This window comes from Pedobacter sp. (genome assembly GCF_046462515.1).
Lineage (GTDB): Bacteria > Bacteroidota > Bacteroidia > Sphingobacteriales > Sphingobacteriaceae > Pedobacter.
On record NZ_JBKGVD010000008.1, the window covers coordinates 110688 to 134534 of the forward strand.

Consider the following 23847-nt stretch of genomic DNA (forward strand, 5'->3'; position numbering starts at 1 on the left):
AAAGCTTAGTTAAATAATAAGACAATTTAGTCATAAGACAGATAATTAACATAAATAATAGTCATTTCAATTTGAAAAATATTTCAATATTAGGTTCAACAGGTTCAATCGGTACACAAACTTTAGATGTGGTGCGGCAAAATCCGGGCTTATATAAAGTTAATGCCTTAACTGCACAGAATAGTGCCGACCTTTTGATACAGCAAGCTTTGGAATTTAAACCCGATTTAGTGGTTATCGGTAATAAAGCGCATTATGCCAAAGTCAAAACAGCATTACCAGGTATAAAAGTTTTGTGCGGTGAGGAAGCTTTAGCAGAAGCTGTAATTCTTCCTCAAACTCACTTTGTAATTACTGCCCTTGTTGGTTCTGTAGGACTTAAACCTACTATTGCTGCAATCAAGGCTAAAAAGAATATTGGTCTGGCCAATAAGGAAACCTTAGTAGTTGCCGGTGAACTGGTGATGGAACTGGCGCAGCAAAATGGGGTAGAAATTATTCCGGTAGATTCAGAGCATTCTGCTATTTTTCAATGCCTTGTGGGCGAAAAACATAACCCGATTGAAAAGATTATACTTACTGCCTCTGGAGGGCCCTTTAGAGGTAAAGATAGAACTTTCCTGGGTTCAGTTACTAAAAAAGAAGCACTCAAACATCCTAATTGGATTATGGGGGCGAAAATTACCATAGATTCGGCTTCATTAATGAACAAAGGACTTGAAGTAATAGAAGCTAAGTGGCTTTTTAACCTTCAGCCCGAACAAATTGAAGTAGTTATACATCCACAATCTGTTATCCACTCAATGGTCCAGTTTAATGATGGGTCTATCAAAGCCCAGATGGGGGTTCCAGATATGAAACTGCCTATTCATTATGCGTTAGCCTATCCGCAGAGGATAAGTAATAATTTTAAACGTTTTGATTTTTTAAGCTACCCCGAGTTAACATTTAGTCATGCAGATACAAAAACTTTTCGTAACCTTGAGCTGGCTTATAACGCGATGAAAAAGGGGGGGAACATGCCCTGTATCATCAATGCGGCAAATGAAATAGTGGTAGAAGCATTTTTAAAAGACCAGATTGGATTTTTAGAAATGAGTGATGTAATGGAGGAAGCTATGGCAAGTATTCCTTTTATTGCTCACCCTACATTGGAGGATTATTTAAAAACCGATGAACAGACACGTATATTTGCGGCCGAAGTAGTAACAAAACATTTATTAACTAATCTAAAATAGAAAATACAAAATTATAATATGGATGGATTGATCATGGCGGGCCAGCTTTTGCTGGGATTATCGATACTGGTTATTTTACACGAATTAGGACATTTTTTAGCGGCAAGGGCTTTTGGAATTAAAGTAGAAAAATTTTATCTGTTTTTTGATGCCTGGGGCGTAAAGTTGGTGAGCTTTAAAGTAGGTGAAACAGAATACGGTATAGGGTGGCTTCCTTTGGGCGGTTATGTTAAGATATCAGGTATGATAGATGAGTCTATGGATATCGAACAGATGAAGCAACCTGCACAACCTTGGGAATTTAGGGCAAAACCTGCCTGGCAGCGCTTAATTGTAATGTTAGGAGGTATCATTGTAAATGTGATTGTAGGTATCTTCATTTTTTGGATGGTTACCTTTAAATATGGTGAAGATTACATTCCCAACGATCAGTTGGTAAATGGTGTTTACCCAGGTATTATAGGTAGAGAAATAGGTTTAAAAGACGGTGATAGAATTTTAGCTATTAACGGACAGAAAGTAATCAAGTTTGATGAGCTTTTAAGCTCTAAGGTTTTACTTGGGGGTTCTAAGCTTACCATATCAAGAGAAGGAAAGGCTATTGATTTGACTATTCCTGAAAGCGTTCTGAACAGCATCAGCAAGTATGGCATTGAAGAATTTGTGATGCCTAAAATGGTAGCGGCAAAAATTAAAAAAGTAAATGGTCCGGCAGATGTTAAAGTTAAAAAAGGACTTTTTGCTAAGTTAAGAGGATTCTTTATTGCTGAAGAACCTGTAAAGATAGCTACTCCGGCATTTGATGCAGGCTTTAAAGAAGGCGATAGTCTTTTAGCAATCAATGGAAAAGCGGTGAAATATTTGACAGATTTTACAAGCGAGGTCGAAAAATTTGCAGGTAAACCTGTTGAAGTTAATATTTTAAGAGGAGGAAAGGAACTAACTTTAACGCCAAAAGTAGCCAATGATGGTACTGTTGGAATAATTATGGGGCGTTTAGCCTTGCCAAGTAAACACATTACTTATGGCTTTGGCGAATCGTTTTCTATAGGAATACATAAAGGCATAACCACCATAACAGATAATGCCAAAGGAATCTGGAAAATGATTACAGGTAAAGTAAGTGCCCGTAACATCAGCAGCCCTATTGGTATTGCACAGGTATATGGCTCTGAATTTGACTGGGAAAAATTCTGGCGTTTAACAGGGCTAATTTCTATGGCGTTGGCTTTTATGAACTTATTACCTATACCGGCTCTTGATGGGGGGCACGTTGTGTTTTTACTGATTGAAATGATCAAAGGTAAACCGTTAAGTGATAAATTTATGGAAAAGGCACAAATCGTTGGTTTTGTGATTTTGCTTTGCTTAATGGTATTTGCATTTGGAAATGACATTTTAAAATTATTCGGTAAATAAGATAATCTTTAAATTTAGACCAGATACCGGGTTGGAGTTTCCTAAACTTATTATCCGAGTATCTGGTCTTCCTATTTAAATTTGTTATGATGGATTATTTTGAATTTTATGGACTTCCATTGAGTTTTTTCCCTGATCAGGCGGTGGTTAAGCAAAGGTTTTATGCACTGAGCAAAAAATATCATCCCGATTTCTATATCAACAAAAGCGAAGTTGAACAAGAGCAGGCATTAGAACTATCTACACTTAATAATAAGGCTTTCCAGGTATTGAAAGACCCAAAAAAGACTTTGAAATACATTCTTGAGCTCAAAGAGCTTATTGCAGAAGGAGACCATTACACCTTACCGCAGTCTTTTCTAATGGAGATGATGGATTTGAATGAAGCTATTATGGATTTGCAGTTTGATGCCAATTCGCAGAAATTAGCAGAGATAAATGCTCAACTGCAAAGTATAGAACAAAAGTTAAATACTGAACTAGAGATCTATACACAAGATTTTGAATCGGCTTCAGCAGATCAGCAAGATGCCAGTTTGTTAAAAATTAAAGATATCTATTACAGAAATAAATATCTACAGAGAATAGAAGAGCGGTTAGCTAAACTTGAACCTTAACCTATTCGGGGTAACTTAAACAAGGCTTCGCCATGCTGAATTTATTTCAGCATCTTTTGTTGTAGATAGACCCTGAAACAAGTTTAGGGTAAAGATAAAGAATGGTATATCCTTAGCTTGAAATTATATTAATTAAGTATCTTAAATTATATTTTTGATAATTTAACCAAATGTTATCCTTTGGTCATCTCGTTTTTATTGAAGTAGCTAAGTACCTGAATTTTACAAGAGCAGGAGAAGTGCTGTTTATTAGTCAGCCGGCTATAAGTAAGCATATTCATAACTTAGAACAACATTATAAAACACCGCTTTTTGAGCGTAAGAGAGGTGTTGTTATACTTACCCCTGCCGGAAAAATACTGCAGAAATACCTGCAAGATGCTTTGTCGCTCGCTAAGCAAATAGAATTTGATATTGGAAGCATTAATGATGAGCATCTGTTAAGAGGGGAGCTAAAACTGGGGGCTAGTACCACCATCGCGTTATACGTTATACCCATGGTACTTTCTGCATTTAGAAAACAGAATAAGGCGGTTAAAATGAGTTTACTGAACAGGAACTCAGAAAATGTGATGACGGCTTTGCTCAACCATGAAATAGATCTGGCTATTATTGAAGGAAAAGATAAGATGTCTGATGTGCACAGCCAGTATTTTATGACCGAAAAAGTAGTGGCAGTATGTGCAAGCAAGAGCTATTTGGCACAGCGAAGAGATTACAGTTTAGAAGAATTGAAACAAATGCCCTTGTCTCTGAGAGAACGGGGTTCAGGAACTTTAAAAGCCATTATAGAAGCACTGGCTGTACACGAAATTAAAATAACTGATTTGGATGTAAGCATGCGTCTGGGTGGAACAGAAGCACTGAAAAACTTTATACTGGCAGATGACAGCTTGGGATTTTTACCACTTAAGGCCGTAAGCAAAGAGTTGGCACAGGGAGATCTGGTCCAGATCAATATCAAGGATTTAACTATTCAAAGACATTTTTATTTTGTGCAGCGTTTGGGAGAAGAGAGCGATGGGATGAACAAAGCCTTCATTAGGTTTGCTAAAAATAACTATAACTTTTAGTTATGGTTTATGCTAAAATGATATTGGCTTAGGTTTTTGTTTTGGGCTAATTTAGCCTTAATTCATAAACATAACTTTAGAGTTTAGCTAATGTCTATAATTACAAATTATCATTTAAAGTGTACTTCATGCGGAGTATCATATCAAAAAGAAGAGCTTAACACTTTTTGTAAAGTATGTCAATCGCCTATTGGCGTGCAATTTGAACTTTCTACATTATCTCCATTTTCCATAATTAACCAGAATGAAAGGTCTATGTGGCGTTATGCAAAAGTAATGCCCTTATCAGATGAAAAAAACAAGGTGAGCTTAGGAGAAGGTTTTACTCCGGTATTAAGGCTTTCAGCTCTGGCCAATAAATTAGGTTTAGAAAATCTGCTGTTAAAAGATGAATCTTTAAATCCCACTGGGTCATTTAAAGCTCGAGGGCTGAGTATGGCAGTATCAAAAGCAAAAGAACTGGGCGTAGAGGGGTGTATTATTCCTACAGCCGGAAATGCAGGTGGTGCTTTAAGTGCTTATTGTGCAAAAGCGGGCCTGGGCGCAATCGTTGTGATGCCCGAGCACACCCCATTGGCTTTTAAAAAAGAATGTATTGCTTTTGGAGCAAAGCTTGTTGAAGTAAAAGGTTTAATTAATGATTGCGCAAAGAAAGTTGCCGAAATTAAGCAAGAGAAGAATTTCTTTGATATTTCTACCATGAAAGAACCTTATCGTTTGGAAGGGAAAAAAACTTTGGGCTACGAGATTGCAGAACAGTTTAACTGGGAGCTACCTGATGTTATTTTGTATCCAACCGGAGGAGGCACTGGCCTGATTGGCATTTGGAAAGCATTTGAAGAAATGAAAGCAATGGGTTGGATAAAAAATGTTCCTACTCGAATGATTGCGGTTCAGACAGAAAACTGCCAGCCCTTAGTTGCTACTTTTGAAGGAATACAAGCTAATTCGGCTAATTATAACGGAAAAGCTACCATGGCAAACGGATTAGCAGTTCCACGTCCCTTTGCCGAAAAAATGATGCTCGATGTATTATCTGAATCTAACGGTTATGCCTTAGCTGTAAATGAAGCCTCTATTAGCAAGAGCTTGAAAGAAATAGCGGTTACAGAAGGCCTGCTGGTGGCACCTGAAGGAGCAGCGCTGCTCGAAGCGCTTAAAATACTGATTGATAAGAAACAAGTGCTACCTCATGAAAAGGTGTTATTGCTCAACACAGGTTCGGCCTATAAATACTTGGATAATATGAGTTTTCAGTAAGGTTGATAGATTGTCAAAAAGGCAATTCAACTCCTTTAAGTAAGTTACAATGGCTACTTTTGGACAAACTCATTATCGTATGTCTTCATTAAATATTTTCAGAAAAGTAGCCTTAACAGAAGGGATTTCATACCTGTTGTTGTTGTTTGTAGCGATGCCTTTAAAATACTGGGCCGATTTACCCTTGGGTGTAAAATATGTGGGTTGGATACATGGTTTGCTCTTTGTTTTATATGTAGCATGCCTAGTTATGGCGTGGAAAGAACAAAAATGGAAGATCACTAAAGTTGTATTTTTGTTTATTGCATCATTATTACCTTTTATACCTTTTTATGTAGATAAGCAGTTGAAAAAAGAAGCAGCAGTTGCATAATGTACTGTGTGTTAGCTTGCTAAAAATAATAATGAAATAAAATTTGTGTAATAGAACACGTTTCTTTAGATTTGCGTCCCGCTTAAGCGAAACGCCCAGGTGGCGGAATTGGTAGACGCGCTGGTCTCAAACACCAGTGGGAAACCGTGCCGGTTCGATCCCGGCCCTGGGTACCAAGCCGGGATTAGTTCTAATCCCGGTTTTTTTGTTTTCTAACTTACTTTTAATCTGATAAATAAGCAGTTCGGCTTCATTGATGATCGCGGTTCGACCTTGATTTTCTGAAATTGTGAATTTTTCGGCGAAGATCGAACCAATATATACCGTTTTCAAGCAAGGGGTTTTTTTCAGACCAATTATCATTACCTATGCAGTTATCTTTGTCAATGACCGTATTATCAAATATGCGGATTATAAGTGTGAAAACAGCAGATTTAAGGCCGCTGTAGAGCTGTTGTTTAAAGCGGAGATTAATCGTTTTTTTCCCTATGCTATATTTGTATGCAACCAAATGGCGTATTTAGCCGTCTTAATAAAAATGCTAAAAATGAATACTATAAAATTAAATTTTGTACTGTTGCTGGTATTGTTATCCTTTTCAGCCAAGTCGCAACAGTTACAGAAATTAACACCTATACAAATGACCAATGATGTTGACACCTTGGTTAAGCTGCTTAAAGATACACACCTTAACCCGTACTATAAGTACCCGAAAGAAAATTTCGATAGTGATGTCGCTTTAGTAAAAAAAGGATTGACTAAACACCTAACGGTAATTGATTTTTATTTAAAAATAGAACCTCTCCTTGCAAAATTACAAGATGGTCACACAGATTTGCCCGTGCCGAAAGAACTTTATAATTTACAAAATCCATACGAACTGCCGTATACTTTTATCCTTAGCACCAAGGCTCCATATATTATTTGCAGGATGTCTAAAGCAAACCTGCCGTCACTAATACCTGTCAATTCAGAAATAATTAGCATTAACAATATATCAGCTAAGCGCATAGTTGAAGACATAGTTAATCTCAATACAGGTGAAACCCCTGATTTTAGAGCGGAATTTGGCGCTAAGAATTTGAGTTTTTATTTAGAAAATCTTTATAAAACCAACGGAAATTATAGGGTTAAATACAAATTCGGAAATCAAATAAAGCTAATTGAAATTGAAGGTATTAAACAGAAAAGATTATCGGAAATAATCAGCAAAATTAACCTAAATGCCTCCAAAGGCAATAATGAAAAATCTAACTTTGATTTTGAGGTAGTAAACAATGTGGCAATAATTAATTTCAGAAAATTCGACTGGAACGGTTTCCGGAAGTTTGCGGATTCGGCGTTCTCAGTAATCAAGAATGATAAGATCAATAATTTAATTATAAACCTGATTGACAACGGTGGAGGTGAGTCAGAGGTTGGAGATGAATTTTTACAGTATCTTTTGAGTAAGCCTTTTAAGCAATATAACAAGGTTGTTATAAAAAATAGTCAACTATATAAGGCCAGATTAAAAAAGAATATGGGCACAAAAAAGCCAAATAAGGAGGAATTGGAGTTCCTAAATCAAAAAAATGGTACAGTTGATATTTTTTATGTGGACAACAATAAGATCAAAGAGAACTCATTTCGGTATAACGGCAATGTATATCTGCTCGTAAATTCGCAAACTTATTCTTCAGCAGCAGATTTTGCTCAATGTTTTAAATACTATAAAAGAGGACTGGTAATAGGGGAAGAAACAGGGGGATTGATTAAAAGCTTTGGAGATATAGTAACTACGCACCTACCTAACTCAAATTTGAGGTTTACAATTTCCAGTACCTTATATTATAATGTTGGGGCTGATGAAAAAGATTTTTGTGGTGTAATTCCAGACTTTTATTCAACGAGCGACAAAGCTTTAAAAAAGGCATTTGAAATCATTGAAAATCAAAAATAATTCATTGCTGGGAGCAGAGGCTCGGTAGGCTCAGAATACTTCCAGCTTTTATAACGATCGCATACATTATACGGATTTCCACCTAAAAGATATAGTGGTTTGATTGTTGGTCAAATCGAATGTTAAGAAAATTTGGAGACAAAGAAATGGTAAGTGTCAGAAATACCTGCCATTTCGTTTTTTATTATACGGGTATTGATGCTATTTGTAACAAGCTCTTTTTGAGTTGGATCGTATCTGATCCGGCTAGGGTGCAGAGCCAAAGTTAGTTCTAACTCCGGCTTTTTTGTTCCTAATTTATTTCAATCTGATAGCCAAACTAAGCTTTTAGGCTAAAGATTGAGTTTCGACTTAGAATAAATGGCAAGTGTTTGATTAAAATCTTTAATCTTCCTTTTTTGCTATTAATAGCCTAATTATGGTTGTCTGTCTATAAACTTGGTTTTTATCAGTGCGATTAACAACATTTGAAAATGTTATGGTTACTAATGTATTGCTAATAACATTTGCTGTTGATTAAATTCCACCAATTGATATGAGAACCCTTTTTTATAATATCGCTTCCCTAATATTTTTATTGACTAATTTTATTACCGTTAGTGGACAGGAAAGACCGCAAACTCCCATACCACCATTTCCTTATCAATCCATAGAGGTTTCTTATGTAGTGAAAACAGATACCGCGGTTCGCTTGGCAGCTTCACTTACCATTCCAGAAGGAAAAGGGCCTTTTCCGGCAGTGTTAATTATCGGTGGGTCTGGACAGGTGACCCGTGATCAACCTTTTTACAATCATAAAACCATGTGGGTGTTAGCAGACTTCCTGACTAGAAATGGATTTGCTACGCTGAGGTTCGATGATCGGGGAGCAGGAAAATCAACCGCTGGTACTAAAAAACAGAGTGAGCTTTTAGAGGCTGATCTAGTAGCAGATGCTGCAGCTGGATTTGATTTTTTAAGGCAGCATCCATCTATAGATCCAAGCAAAATCGGTATAATCGGCCATAGCGCCGGAGCTCGTCAAGGGGTAGAAATAGCTAGTCAAGAGGAAAGAAATGCTTATTTCGCTATTATGCTGGCAGGTGCTGTAGAGAGCTTTCCGCATGATATTGTAGCTCATCAAAGTAAATTAATGAAAGAGCTGCTGGTTGCTCGGCCACAGCTCAGAAAGTCGATAGCAGTTTTATGGTTAGATCGATCTACTATACAATCAATGAGCCTTCATATGAGAAGAGGAAAATGGAAATCAGGCGCATTGCAGATGAAGAATTGCAGAAGATTTCTGTTCCAGAAAGAGAAGTAATGGCAAAAGGATTTTATACAAGAGTGAATATCCTTTCAAGTGAGCAATTTCATAAAGCTGCTCAAGTTAAACAGGAAGACTGGTTGTTAAAGATTAAATGTCCGGTATTAATTATAAATGGGGATCTTGACTTAAACGTTGATGCTAAAATCTATGTACCTAAAATGGCGGCTTCGCTGAAGAAAAATTATAACAAAAAATCCAATATCTACGTGCTTCATGGTATCAACCATATGTTGCAGCAGGGTAAAACTGGGCTCTCTGAAGAATCGAACGAAATTAAGGAAACAATTAACCCTGAAATATTAGATATTATCGGTAAATGGCTATATAATTTAGAAAGCTTTTAAACCTAGGTTATATTATTTTTTTGTGAAATGGCAAACTGAGAACTATAATATCTTTCTAAAAACTGAGTAATTACCAATTCATACTTTCTTTGATTATTTATGAATAAACGATTTACAAACATATGTATATAGCTTCTCAATAAGTCGTTGCGTTTTTCAATATTGTGGTTAATGTTTTTGAATATGGAATTAACAACCTGCTTATTCATTTCAGAACGTTGGTTAAAAATAAAAACAGCATCTTCTATCTCATTTTCTATATCAAATTTCATGTTGAGATGAGAAAAAATTTCTTTTTGATAATTTCGGTATTTGTTATTGATGTGTTTTTCTAAAACAGATTTCCCGCCAAACTCTTGCAAAAATGCTTTTGCAATTTCTTTCAATAAGTTTTTCTTCTCAGCTATAGAAAGCCTAAAATCATCTAACAAATAATCTATTCCTCTAAGCGCAAATAACATGCGGTATTTTTCAAATCCTTCTCCTTCCAGCGCTGTTACTCTTTATTCTACATGCTATCTTTATATATGTAATAAAATATAAAGTAATAAATATTGCTTTGTCAAAACATTTTTACGATATTAAGCGTTGTAAAAAAAATCTCAAATACTTAATTAGTTACTTCCGTTCGAGAATGAAAGACTTATTCTCTTAATGACCGAACCCTGTTTTTTTAAGTTAAATTGTTAACGCTTGTTGTATGATAAAAATCTACGTTCGCTTTTTTTTATTTCTAGCCTTATTTACGCTGTTCATCAATGAGAAAGCTTTTTCTCAGATTTGTGCCACGCCAGGCGCAGATGGCGCGGTAAATTCAACTTTACCCAACAATACTTTCTTTCCTTCAAAACCGGGGAATTATTCTTTACCGGCAGGAAGCAAGAGCATGGAACTTTCAGCAGTGCCGGGCTCTTTTACTGTGGGTGGTGTAGTATATAGTTTTGGTAATACCCAGATCAGTAAAGGCGATCTGCTTTTGATTATACAAATGCAGGGAGCTGGCATCAATACAGAAAATTCGGCTAAATATGGTTCGGGTTTGGCTTCAAATAATGGTTCGGGTTACAGCAATATAGCCAATGTAGGCTTTTATGAATACGTTGTGGCCTTAAATGATGTACCCTTATCAGGTGGAACACTGAATTTTAAAGGAGCGGGTAGTACAGGCGGACTGGTAAATACTTTCCTTAATGAAAATGCCACGGCCACTTCTGGTCAGAAGCGTTTCCAGATTGTGCGTTTAATGCAATATTCTAATCTGACTTTATCAGCTGATATTAAAACAGTACCTTGGAACGGTACTGCGGGTGGGGTAATTGCCCTGGATGTTGCAGGTACTTTAGATTTTAATGGCCATGTAATTGATGCCAGTATGACTGGTTTCAGGGGAGGATACATGCCTGTAAGGGCTATAGCAAATCTGAACCAATCACTTTATGTAACAACAGATGATAATAAAGCGGCAACGAAAGGTGAGGGGGTTGCAGGTACGCCAAGATATATGTGGGATGGATATAACGAAGTGGACAACGGAGCTGCCTGGCTGGGTTATCCCGGAGGCGATTATGGACGAGGTGCACCAGGAAATGCCGGAGGAGGTGGTAATAATCATAATGCCGGCGGAGGAGGTGGAGGCAACATTACTGCAGGTGGAGCGGGTGGATATGGTTGGAACTCAGGGCAAGGAGATCAGACACAGGCAGGAGGTAAGGGAGGAGCGGCCGTACCAGCAAGTTTAAGTCGTTTCTTTTTAGGCGGTGGAGGTGGCGGTGGCGACGCGAATAATGCTACTTCAGGTGTAAAAGGAGGTGTTGGCGGTGGTATCGTGATCATCAATGCCAATAAAATAGTAGGTAATGGTATTGTTTTAGCTAATGGTGGAAGAGGTGAAGCGGGTAGAGCGGGCGGTGCAGCTGATGGAGCAGGCGGTGGTGGTGCTGGTGGTACAATTTATATTCGTACAAAAGAACCAAGTCCTACAGCAAATCTAAATATACAGGCAAAAGGCGGAAACGGGGGTAATACTTATACTACAACACCACACGGACCAGGCGGTGGAGGGAGTGGTGGCGCTATTTACCTTTATGTGCCCAATGCCATTGTAAATACAAATATCAACCCGGGAGTAAGTGGAACCATAAATGATGGGGCCAGTACTAACAGTAATGGTGCTACAGCAGGTTCAGCGGGTTTTGTTAATAATTTTAATCCCGGAGATCTGCCTCCTTATATAGGTGGAAACAGTGCAACCTGTTTACCCATTCTGGTAGTCAATAAATCGAGACCTAATCCAGCCGTTCCTGTTTTTTCAGGCTCGGCGATTACTTATACAATCAGGGTCACTAATAATGGAGATGGTGGTGCAGCAGGGGTAAGGATAAAAGATGATTTGCCGGCAGGATTTACTTTTTTATCAGCAACAGTAACTTCAAGTGACAATACTACACCGGCAGCTATTTTTAATCAGGGAACAAGTTCGGCTAATCTTGAATTTGGCTCATTTACCATACCGGGAAATTCATATCTCGAAATAAAAGTAGATGTCAACATTTCATCGGGGGTAACACCGGGAACCTATCATAATGGAGCACAGGTTTATTATTTAGATCCTACAAGAAAGTCATCAGATAATTCGAGGCTAATTACTCCTGCACAAAATGCAACGGATGGTAATACTAACTATATGGATGGTAATGGAACTGTACCTGGTAGCAATTACGATAAAAATCGTCCTGATGAAGATGTAATTGTAGTAAAGGGAAATATAGCTATAGAAAAAACAATAGTAGATTCATGCCCCACAGATGGAAAATATACTTTTAATATTATTGTTAAAAATACCGGAACTTCTGTTTTTGCTGCCGGATCAGTAGAAGTAACAGATGCGTTGCCTGCCGGATTACAGATAGATGGAACGAGAACTATAGGAGGGACCAACTGGAATTATACGGCCGGTTCACCTATGAAATTTGTATTGAGTACAGCTTTAAATGCCGGCGCTTCCTCAACAGTCATTTCTATTCCCGTAACTATTGTGCCGGGTAATACTTCAGCCCAATTTGCCAACACTGCACAAGTTAAGGTTACAAGTAGTATTACAGCAAGTTCAACAGCCATATTATACAATAAACCCACTACAGCTACCGTAACACAGGATAATGTAGGAGCATGTGCAACAGATACTTACTATCTTAGAGGAAATGTACCCGTTACTGGTGTAGGTTCATGGGAATTTGAAGGGAATAACTATGGAGCTGTTATTGCTACACCTAATCAAAATCAAACTGCTGTAACCAATTTACCAGTAGGTCAACTGGTACGTGTAAAATGGGTAATCAAAAACGGTAATTGTAAATCAGAAAGCATATTTGATATTACCAGATCAGCTGGAGCAACGGCTACATTGAGTACAGTAAATGGGAATTATTGTGGTGCTGTGAGACCAAAATTAACTTTTACTTTACAAGGTACAGCTCCTTTTACAGTAACTTATCTTGATGGTATAGGAGAAATAAGACAATTTACAACCAATAATAACATATATGAAATCATTCCTACTACAGATGGTACTTTTAACATTAAATCTGTAAAAGATGGGGGCGGTTGTAATGGTGTGGCAACAGGAACGGTAGTAATTACCCAATCACCAGCATCTGTAGGGGGAACAGTTTCGTCAGATCAGGTTATTTGTTACAACAGCGCACCTGAGCCTTTGGTATTATCAGGATTTACCGGAAATGTATTAAGATGGCAATCTTCTCAAAACGGAGGTTCATGGACAGATATACCAGGCTCTGAGGCAACAACAATTTATACTCCTCCAGCATTAACTGTAAATACTAAATACAGGGCAGTAGTGCAAAGTGGTACTTGCGCATCACAAAATTCTACAGAGGTTAGCATTACGGTAAAACCGTTGATTACAGGATCGGCTAATATTGCGAGTCAGACTGTTTGTAATAACAATGCGATGGCAATTGTTAGCTTTACAGCTAATTCGAGTGGCTCAACACAATTTAGCTGGGTAAGGGATAATATAGCTAATGTTACAGGAATAGTGTCTAACGGTATTTCTGCCACTATATCGGGGGTATTAAATAATTCGACCACTACTTTACAAAAAGTTACTTTTACGGTAACACCCGTTGTAGATGGATGCTCTGGAACGCCTTTTACAGTTGAAGTAAATGTGTTACCCACTGTACAAGGAGGAACCATCGGATCAGATCAGACCATTTGTGAAGGTGAAACTCCTCAGCAGATTAAATCTCTGGTCAATGCAGAAGCCGGAACAACCTATTTTTGGGAGCAGTCTGAAAATGGTGTAAACTGGACAGTAATTAACGGAGCTAATGCAGCTACCTATCAGCCAGGACCATTGACAGTAAATACTTATTTTAGAAGAACAGCTCAAAAAAGCATTAACAGTGTATTGTGTACATCTGTTAATCCTAATGTGGTTACTGTAAGCGTTAACAAAAAACCAAGCATGGCTAATGCTGGTCCGGATATGGTGCAGAACAATTCGGGCGAGTTTACCATGAATGCTAATGCACCTGTAGCAGGAACGGGGGTATGGACGATAAAAAGTGGAAATGCAATTATTGAAAATCCAAATAGCAGAACCACAAAAGTAACCATACCTGAAAACACAACAGCGGTACTTACCTGGACCATTAGTAATGGAGTTTGTGCAGCATCAGCAGATGACGTTCAATTAACTTACGCTACAACAGCTGACCTATCTATAATTAAAACTGTTTCAAATACAACACCTTTGGTTGGTGAAACAGTTACATTTACGGTAACAGCAAAAAATAACGGGCCAAGTAATGCTACAAACGTAAAGGTAACAGAACTGTTAAAACCAGGCTATGATTTTGTTTCTGCAACACCTTCTGTTGGGACTTATAACGCTGCAACAGGTATATGGGATATTGGTAATCTAAATAATCAGGTGTTTCAAACGTTGAGTATAACAGCTAAAGTAAAAGCCAACGCATCAACAGCAGATTACAGTAATACAGCAAGTATATCTGGTAAAGAAACAGACCCAGATCCGGGGAATTCTATAACAACCATAACGGTAACACCTACACCTGTACATGATCTTGCAATAGAAAAAACAGCTAATCTGACTAAAGCAGTAGCTGGAGAGAATATCATTTATACTCTTAAATTAACCAATAAGGGTTTATCTGACCTTAATGGAACGCAAACGCTTACGGTTTCAGAAAGCCTTCCAGCTAACTTTACTATATTATCAGTAACTTCATCAGCAGGAGCTTATGATATAGTTACTGGTAAATGGACGAATTTGCAATTAGCAGCAGGCCAAAATGCTACAATAAATATCACAGGAAAGGTGGCTGCTAATGCTAGCAGTAGCATCACTAATGCAGTAAGCGTAACACCGCCATCGGGAACAGTTGATACTGATCTTTCTAACAATACCTCTACAATTACTACTCCAATAGAAAGAAAGGCCGATCTTTCGGTAGTTAAAACTGCTAATAAAACTGAAGCAGTTGCTGGCGAAAGTCTAAAATATACAATTGTCATAACCAATAACGGTCCAAGTGCCTTATTGAGTACGGATGTGGTAAAGATAACCGAAACTCTACCGGCTAAATTTGCAGCAAGTAGTTTTGTACCACAAAGTGGGGTTTATGATGCTACAACAGGACAATGGACCGGATTAACCCTAAGCAACGGGCAATCGGCAGTATTGGAAATCAATGGTATGGTATCGGCAGATGCTAAGGGAACTTTACAAAATACAGTAAATATTATTCCTCCTGTCCAGATTACAGATCCTTTACTATCGAATAATACTTCATCGATAACTACGCCAATAAAACGTGTTATTGATTTTGAAATTGTAAAAAGGTCAGATCCTGCTGTAGTTGTAGCCGGAGAAAATCTGTCGTATGTAATTACTTTAAAAAATAATGGACCTGGGCAAATCCTAAATAATGATATTCTTTCTGTAGTAGATAACTTACCTCAGGGATTTACGGTTACAGGCTATACAGCCCAAGACGGAACTTACAATTCTGGCAATCAGACCTGGACAGGCTTAAATCTAAAAAACAATGAACAAACCACACTTACCATTACAGGTAAGGTAGATGCCGCAAGGATACAAGATTTGAGCAACACCGTAAAAGTAACTCCTCCTGCTGATATTACAGATAATGTACCTAGTAATAATACCAGCACTATAACTACAACAATTACGGCTAAACCAATTCTGGATATTGTAAAAAATGGTATGCCTGGTTTAACGGCAGGCGGAGATGTAACGTATACGCTTGAGGTCAATAACAGGGGAAGCAGTAATGCGGTTAATGCGATTATTGCAGATAATGTACCTAATGACATTGTTGATGTAACATGGACAGCCACCGAAAGTGGTACGGCGAAAATAAAATCGGCGGCACAGGGAACCGGTAATGTAATTCAGCTTACAGCTGATTTTCCTGCAGACCCAACAAGTAAGATCACAGTTACAATTAAAGGTAAGGTGCTTTCATCAGCGAAGGGTGCCATTACCAATATTGCAAGCGTTACACCAGCAGAGCCAAGTGGTACGGGAAGCAATTCTTCTGTAACTTCTAACTTAACCAGTACTTCAGGAGTATATATTTCTAAAACAGGAAATGCTACTGTAAATGCCGGAACAGAAATCAAATATACCATAGAAGTTGGCAATAACGGACCTTCAGATGCGGCTGCGGTAAAAATATCAGACATGATAGATAGTCACATTACCCAGGTAAAATGGACCAGTAAAACCCAGGGTAGTGCTACCATTGTATCAGGTGCAACAGGTACTGGTAATGCCCTAAACAGTGTGGCTAATATTACTGCGGGAGCAACCAATAAAGTAATTATAGAAATAACAGGAACGGTAAGTGCAGATTTTGCAGGCGTAATTACCAATACTGCTACAGCAACTCCAACAGAGCCGGGTAGCACACCTGTTAATGGAACAACAACTGCTAATGTGATAAACGCAGCTACTTATACTATAACCAAGAATGGTCCTGCAAGCGGTGTGGCAGGTGCACCAATAAGTTATACGGTACAGGTAAACAACCAGGGACCATCAAATAGTAAAGATGTACTGATAACCGATATTGTACCATCGGTAATAAATAATGTTTCATGGACTGCAATTGTAACTTCAGGTACGGCAACCATTCATACAGGAGCAACAGGTGTAAATAATCAAATGGCCTTAAGTGCCGATATGAACGCCAACAGTCGCATTACAATTACGATAAATGGTACAATCAATGCCAATGCTGTAGGTACCATTACCAATACCGCTACAGTAAAACCAAGTGAACAGGGTAATAATCCGGTAAATTCGAACACAGTTAACACAACTTTAACTGCGCAATCTGGTTTGAAAGTAACCAAATCTGCGGTGGCTGTTATAAAGGCTGGTGAAGAAATTACTTATACCATAGAAGTAAGTAATGATGGGCCAAGTGATGCTAAAAATGCAGAAATATTAGACAATATTCCTGTAAACATTTTAAATCCTGTTTGGACTTCAGTAGCTACGGGTAATGCTTCAGTTACAGACGGAGCAAATGGAAACCAAAATACCCTGCATGCTACGGTTAACATCGGAGCAGGATCAGGGAATAAGGTTGCATTTATTGTAAAAGGAAAGGTTGATCCTTCATTTGATGGTAGTATTATTAATCAGGTAAACGTTACGGCTACAGAACCTAACAGTCCCAATCCACAAGCTACGGTAACAACCAAAGCAGAAAGAAAACCTGTATTGACTATTGTTAAAACTGGTCCTGCAACGCTAAAAGCCGGACAAGTAATTAATTATACGATTAACATTTCCAATACAAGTACATCCGATGCTAAAAACCTCAATATCTCAGATGTTGTAAATGCCAATATCACGAATGTAAGTTGGAATGCAACAACAAGCGGTATGGCGCAGTTGTTAGGGCCCTTATCAGGAACGGGCAATAATATCAGCTTACAAGCCGATCTTGCGGCAGGAGCGGGAAATAATATTATTATTACTGTAAGTGGTACTGTAAAACCTAATTTTGGCGGTTCATTAGTGAATACCGCTACGGTAACTCCGGCTGAAATGGGAACTACTCCTGCAAGTTCTACTGTTACAACTGTAGTTGACAGAAAACCAACTTTAACCATTACCAAATCAGGTCCGCAAACCATCAGTGCAGGTGAAGACATTACTTATACCATTGTAGTCGATAATATTGGTACGGCCAATGCATACGGTGCATTGATAGCAGATAATATCGATCCTGAAATTCAAAATGTTACCTGGATAGCTGTAGCAAATACCTCTGCAACTTTACTAAGTCCTGCTTCGGGAGTAGGAAATAACATCAATATGAATGCCGATATATTAGCAGGAGGAAAGATAACCATTACTGTAAAAGGAAGTCTTTCACCTGATAAATCTTTAACGATCAAAAATACGGCTACAGTTACACCAACAGAACCGGGAACTACACCTGTACCATCTAATGAGATTACTACCAATGTAGAAAAGAAATTCAATATACAACTGGTAAAAACCGGAACAGCTAAGGCCACTTCCGGAGAAAGTGTATCTTATGTAATCAATGCAATTAATTATGGGCCATCAAATGTAAAAGATCTGACCATTACAGATTTGGTACCTGCTCAGCTTACCAATGTTAGCTGGACAGCTACAGCATCAGGTACTTCATCTGTAAACATGGCCAATGGAACAGGAAATAACGTTTCAGTAATCGCGCAGTTGCAACGTGGCCAAGCCAATAGTGTTACCATTACTATTACTGGTAAAATACCTTCAGAATTATTATCAACTACCCTGACCAATATTGCTAAAGCAACTACACCCGATTCTCCTGGACAGGAAATTCCATCTAATCCGGTAAATACAGTAGTAGAAACAAAAAGCGTATTGAGCATAATTAAATCGGCCCCTGCTGCGGTACATAAAGGTGAGAATATTGTTTATACACTTTTGATTAAAAATGCAGGTCCCAGTGATGCAAACGGTGTAACTATAACAGATGTTATACCAGCCGGGATTACAGACGTGAAATGGATGAGTGCTGTAACAGGAGCTGCAAATGTTACCTATGGTTCACTTGGAAATGGTTCGAGTGTATCTTTACAGGCAGATATACCGGCAGGTAATGCTAATTCAATTTTAATTGCCATTACGGGTAAAGTAGCAGCAGATTATACAGGAACAGAAATAAGAAATACTGCTACGGTTAAAACACCAACCGGAACGCCGGTAACATCTAATGAAACGATTACCAAGATTACCAAACTTTCTAATGTTATTGTAGAAAAATCGGGGCCATCGCAAGCGGTTGCAGGTGAGCAGATCTCTTATACCTTAACGATTACCAATAATGGTCCAAGTGATGAGAATAACCTGCAAATAGAAGATATGCTAAACGCATCTATTAAAAATCCGGTTTGGACGGTAGAGACCTATAACGGAGCAACAGCTTCTGTAACCAATGGCACCGGAAACGTACAGTTTGTAGGTGGATTAAAAGGAAATGGAGTATCAAAAATAATCATTAGGATTAGTGGAACGGTAGATGAGGGAGCGACCATTACCAGTATCAGTAATATTGCCAAAGTAACTTTACCACCTGATAATGAAGGCCCGTCTCCGGTTTCTAATGAGGTAATTACCAATATATCAAAAGTAGCAGATTTGAGGATCGTAAAAATAGGTCCGGCTAATATAGGCGCAGGAGAAGAAATTACTTACACTTTAAAAATTACTAACCAAGGGCCAAGTACTGCTGTAAATACAGCTATACAGGATTTGGTTCCCAAAAATGAAGAATATAATGAGAATGGACCTACTGGAAACAAAACACCGTTCTTACAAAATGTTATCTGGACAATTACCAACAAAGGAGGTGCTACATCGAGTGTGAGTAATGGCAGCGGAGATGTAAACTTTACAGCTACTATTCCAAATGGAGCAGAAGTGATTATACAGATCAAAGGAAAGGTAGATCCTTCTTTAAGCAATGGAACTCTTATTGTAAATGAAGCTAAAGCTATTCCAGATGCGAGTATAACCGATCCTAATCTAGGGAATAACAATAGCCGTGTACAAACCAATGTTGATAACAATCCAACCTTCAGGGTAAGCAAAATAGGGCCTGATAAAGCCAATATTGGTGACCCTATTTCATATGTAATCTTTGTCAACAATGTAGGGGCCGGAAATATTACCGATCTTAAAATTGTAGATTTTGTGCCAAATGAAGTTAGGGTAGATAGCTGGGTGGCTACCGTTTTAAACGGAGCTGTGATTAATGGCCCTACATCAGGTACAACAAATAATATTGAAGTACATGCAGATTTACCAGGTAAAGCAGGCCTTACAGAAAGTGCGGTAGAAATTAAAATAGAGGGTGTGGTTGTTCCAAACCAGAGCACTAAAATAGAGAATTCGGTGGTCGCATCTGCGGCAGATACCAAAATTAGTGTGGTTGTTACCGCACTGAGTGGAAGTACAGATATCCGTATCGAGAAAACTGCACCTCAGAAAATTGCTGCGGGTCAGAATATTACTTATAATCTAAGAGCTTATAATAATGGGCCATTAGACGTAAATGGAGTGGTGATTAAAGATTTGGTTCCCGCTATTATAGAAAATGTAAACTGGAAAGCTACAGCTAACGGAACATCGGCCATCAATACGGCTACTTCGGGTTATGGTAATAACATCCGTTTGGAAGGCAACTTGAAAGCTGGCTCTGACAATTATATCAACATCCAGATCAATGGCTATATACCTACCGCAACGACAGCTCAGGTAATCAACAATGAGGCCACTATAGATATGCCTACCAACACCAATATCGTTGATTATAACTTGGCTAACAATATCTCAAAAGTTGCCAGTAACCTTATTAATGATGCTAAGGTATATATTCAGAAATCTGGACCAAATAAGGCAACGGCAGGTAACCAGATCAATTATTATCTGAAAATAGGTAATAATGGACCATCTGATGCAGTAGCGGCGCTGATAACAGATCATATAGCAACAGATATAGAAAATGTAACCTGGAAAGCTAAAACCTATGGAAATGCTACAATTACAGCGAACGATGGTACAGGAAATAACATCAGTTTTAATGCCGATATACCATTTGATGTAAATAGCTATGTGGTTGTAGAAATCAGTGGAAAAATAAAGGAAAGTTTTACAGGTAATATTGAAAATATAGCCGAAGTAAATGGCATAAAATCTGAAAAAGTAATTACTGATGTAACTGCAACTACAGCTCTGAGTATAAAAAAAGCCGGACCGGTAACCGCAGCAGCAGGTTCAAACATTACTTATCTGATAGAAGTAAATAATGCAGGGCCAAGTATGGCAAAAGATGCATTAATAGAGGATCTTGTTAACAGTGGCTTAGAAAATGTAACCTGGACTGCTACCACAGAAAATGCGACCATTAAATCTGGAGGAAATGGAAGCGGAAATACAGTTAATACCGTAGCAGACATTGGGGCTAATGGAAAAGTAACAATTGTAATAAGCGGGAAATTAAAAACTTCAGTAAATACGGCTACGATAGAAAATATGGCAACTGTTACTGAAACAGGAAACCCGCCACAAGTGTCGGAAAAAGTAATTACCCAAATACTGGTTAAACCTGATCTGAAAATTACGAAATCAGGACCTAATCAGATTGCAGCAGGAGCCATTATAACTTATAATCTAAAAGTAACCAATAATGGTCCGAGTGATGCCCTGTCAGCTGTAATTGCAGATATTGTTCCTAATGAAATAAGCAACGTGAGCTGGATAACTACAGTGAATGGAGCAACTATTAGTAATGGGCAAAGTGGAAACGGGAACAATGTGAGCGTAATTGCGGATTTGCCGGTAAATACAAGCTTGGAGATCACAATAACAGGAACAGTTAATCCGGCTTATCAGGGAAATATAGTCAATACTGCTATGGTAAGTCCTGCTGAACCTGATGGAACTGGAAGTACGGCAACAGTTGCAACAGAAGTAAAAGCACAATCACTGCTTACTTTAGATAAATCTGCACCCGAGAAAGCAAAAGCCGGAGAAAATATCACTTATATCCTGAGAGTAAGGAATAATGGACCAAGCACGGCTATTAACAGCTTAATAACGGATAATGTTCCGACAGAGGTTACACAGGTTAATTGGACAGCAATCCTAAAAGGAAATGCACAGATTAATGGGCCTTTAAGCGGTACAGGTAATAATATAGCTATTACTGCAACATTACCAACCGCCGCTACAGATGAAATAGATATTGTAATCAACGGTGTAATATCGGCGAGCTTTAGTGGCGCATTAACCAATAATGCTACAGTTACACCAAATGGAGGTATACCTGTTCCGCCTTCGGTTGTAGTTACAACAGTTAGCAGAGAACCTGTAATAGACATTGTAAAGACAGCTCCTGCAAGCATTACATCAGGAAGTAAATTAACCTATCAGATACGAGTAAGTAATAAAGGAAAAGGTGATGCCTTGAATCTGGCTATTTCAGATCAGGTACCTGCTGCTTTAACCAATGTAACCTGGACAGCAGTTGCACAAGGCAATGCAAGTGTAACGACCAACAATGGTGCTGGAAACGCAGTTAATGTAACAGGAAACATTCCGGCCAATCCAGTTAATACAATAGTTATTGATATTACCGGAGATGTTCCGGCTAATTATGCAGGTACAATAGTAAATATCGCTAAAGCCACACCTTCAGAATCTGGTATTGCAGAAAAAACATCAACGGTAACTACAGAAGCAAATCGTAAACCAATCATAAAAATTACCAAAGAAGGTCCGGTAAGAACAGCGATAGGTGAGAATCTCACTTATAAAATTAAAGTCACTAACGAAGGAACCAGCGATGCATTAAATCTACTTATCACAGATCAAGTACCTCCATCAATATCGAATGTGTCATGGTCAACTACTGTTTCAGGAGCAGCTATTATTAGCGGAGCTAATGGAACTGGTAATCAGTTAAGCATAAGAGCTAATATACCAGCCGGAAATAATGGAATGGAAATAACCGTTACCGGAAAAGTAAATGCTTCTGTGGGAACAACCATAGAGAATTATGCAAGTGTTATTCCTGCAGAACCAGGTACATCTGAACTTAAATCAAATACAGTAGTTACCGGTATTGAGAAACTGGAAAGTTCAAAAATGGTGATAGATGAAGAAGGCGACAAGGTAGCACATGCCAATGAAATATTGACCTATCAGGTATTAATAAAAAATATAGGTGGAGCAGTACTTAATAATGTAAGCATTGCAGATGTTATTCCATCAGGTACCACTTATGTGGACAACTCTGCCAATGAAAATGCAGTTTTTGATGCTACGGCTAAGAAACTGAACTGGACTACCAATCTTGCACTTGGCCAGAGTAAACTGTTTAACTTTAAAGTTAAAGTAACAGCAGATGTAAATGGAATCAAGCAAATTAAAAATGTGGCGGCAGTAAATCATGCTCAGAGCGGAATCTATCAGGAGCCTCAGGCAGTAATACCAGTAGAACAATATGCAGATATTGCTGTGATAAAAGAGGCATTGAGTACAATTAATCTAAAAACGGGAGATTACATTACTTATAGAATTACGGTAACTAACAAAGGCCATAACAAAGCCACAGGTGTTAAAATGGCAGACGTAATTCCGATAGCACTTGATGTGCCAAAAGACCTGGTAATGGATAAAGGTACAGCTGCTTATGATGCTTCAAGTAGAACATTAACATGGAATGTAGGAGAAATGCTACTTGGAGAAACTGTAAGCATTACTTTTAAAACAAGGATTATCATGGCTCAGGACATTGAAAATACCGCACAGGTTCAGGCCGATCAGCCAGACAGAAATCCAACAGATAACGTAGCTGTATCTAAAATTACCATGATAGCAGGTGAAGAACTGCTCATACCTAACCTGTTTACTCCAAATGGAGATGGTATTAACGATACTTTTGAAATTCGTGGACTTTCTAACTATGCCGAAAATGAACTGGTTATCATAAACAGATGGAACAATGAGGTATATTCTAAGAAGAATTATGACAACAGCTGGGAAGGTACCGGTCTTAATGAAGGAACATACTATTATCTTTTAAAAGTGAGAAAGAACAGTGGATCAGAATGGAAAGTATTTAAAGGATACATCACTTTAATCAGAGCATTTAAAAAGTAGAGGAGG

The 23847-nt window shown here is 38.2% G+C and carries 11 protein-coding genes and 1 tRNA gene; 11 read left to right on the forward strand and 1 reads right to left on the reverse strand.

Annotated features, from left to right (window positions below; all coding sequences use genetic code 11):
- The first annotated feature begins 71 nt into the window (after positions 1–71).
- The 10 genes from ACLHG9_RS08515 to ACLHG9_RS08560 all read left to right on the forward strand — a co-directional run bounded on the left by ACLHG9_RS08515 (position 72) and on the right by ACLHG9_RS08560 (position 9575).
- A complete protein-coding gene (locus tag ACLHG9_RS08515; RefSeq protein WP_410221076.1) occupies positions 72–1238 on the forward strand; it encodes a 1-deoxy-D-xylulose-5-phosphate reductoisomerase in 1167 nt (388 codons plus the stop codon).
- 18 nt (positions 1239–1256) lie between these two features.
- Positions 1257–2657, forward strand: a complete 1401-nt coding sequence (rseP, locus tag ACLHG9_RS08520; RefSeq protein WP_410221077.1) for an RIP metalloprotease RseP — start codon at positions 1257–1259, stop codon at positions 2655–2657.
- 86 nt (positions 2658–2743) lie between these two features.
- Positions 2744–3274, forward strand: a complete 531-nt coding sequence (gene hscB / locus ACLHG9_RS08525) for a Fe-S protein assembly co-chaperone HscB (RefSeq protein ID WP_410221078.1) — start codon at positions 2744–2746, stop codon at positions 3272–3274.
- Positions 3275–3444: 170 nt separating this feature from the next.
- Complete coding sequence (locus ACLHG9_RS08530; protein ID WP_410221079.1) at positions 3445–4347, forward strand: LysR substrate-binding domain-containing protein; 903 nt, start codon at positions 3445–3447, stop codon at positions 4345–4347.
- 90 nt (positions 4348–4437) lie between these two features.
- Positions 4438–5607, forward strand: a complete 1170-nt coding sequence (locus tag ACLHG9_RS08535) for a threonine synthase (RefSeq protein ID WP_410221080.1) — start codon at positions 4438–4440, stop codon at positions 5605–5607.
- 49 nt (positions 5608–5656) lie between these two features.
- Positions 5657–5980: a DUF3817 domain-containing protein gene (locus ACLHG9_RS08540; protein WP_410221081.1), complete on the forward strand. Its 324-nt coding sequence runs from the start codon at positions 5657–5659 to the stop codon at positions 5978–5980.
- A 93-nt stretch (positions 5981–6073) separates the two neighbouring features.
- A tRNA-Leu gene (locus tag ACLHG9_RS08545) sits at positions 6074–6156 on the forward strand.
- A 371-nt stretch (positions 6157–6527) separates the two neighbouring features.
- A complete protein-coding gene (locus tag ACLHG9_RS08550) occupies positions 6528–7922 on the forward strand; it encodes a S41 family peptidase (RefSeq protein ID WP_410221082.1) in 1395 nt (464 codons plus the stop codon).
- Between the two features lie 535 nt (positions 7923–8457).
- Positions 8458–9225, forward strand: a complete 768-nt coding sequence (locus tag ACLHG9_RS08555; protein ID WP_410221083.1) for an alpha/beta hydrolase family protein — start codon at positions 8458–8460, stop codon at positions 9223–9225.
- Entirely contained in the window at positions 9162–9575 is a 414-nt protein-coding gene (locus ACLHG9_RS08560) for a hypothetical protein (RefSeq protein WP_410221084.1), read from the forward strand. The genes ACLHG9_RS08555 and ACLHG9_RS08560 overlap by 64 nt, the downstream gene beginning before the upstream one ends.
- 2 nt (positions 9576–9577) lie before the next feature.
- Here the strand turns inward: ACLHG9_RS08560 and ACLHG9_RS08565 are convergent, their stop codons facing one another.
- Positions 9578–10066 (reverse strand): thiopeptide-type bacteriocin biosynthesis protein, encoded by a 489-nt coding sequence (locus ACLHG9_RS08565; protein WP_410221698.1) that lies wholly within the window; start codon positions 10064–10066, stop codon positions 9578–9580.
- Positions 10067–10275: 209 nt separating this feature from the next.
- Here ACLHG9_RS08565 and ACLHG9_RS08570 point away from each other — a divergent pair, with 209 nt between their 5' ends.
- Positions 10276–23841 (forward strand): gliding motility-associated C-terminal domain-containing protein, encoded by a 13566-nt coding sequence (locus tag ACLHG9_RS08570; RefSeq protein ID WP_410221085.1) that lies wholly within the window; start codon positions 10276–10278, stop codon positions 23839–23841.
- Positions 23842–23847 lie beyond the last annotated feature (6 nt).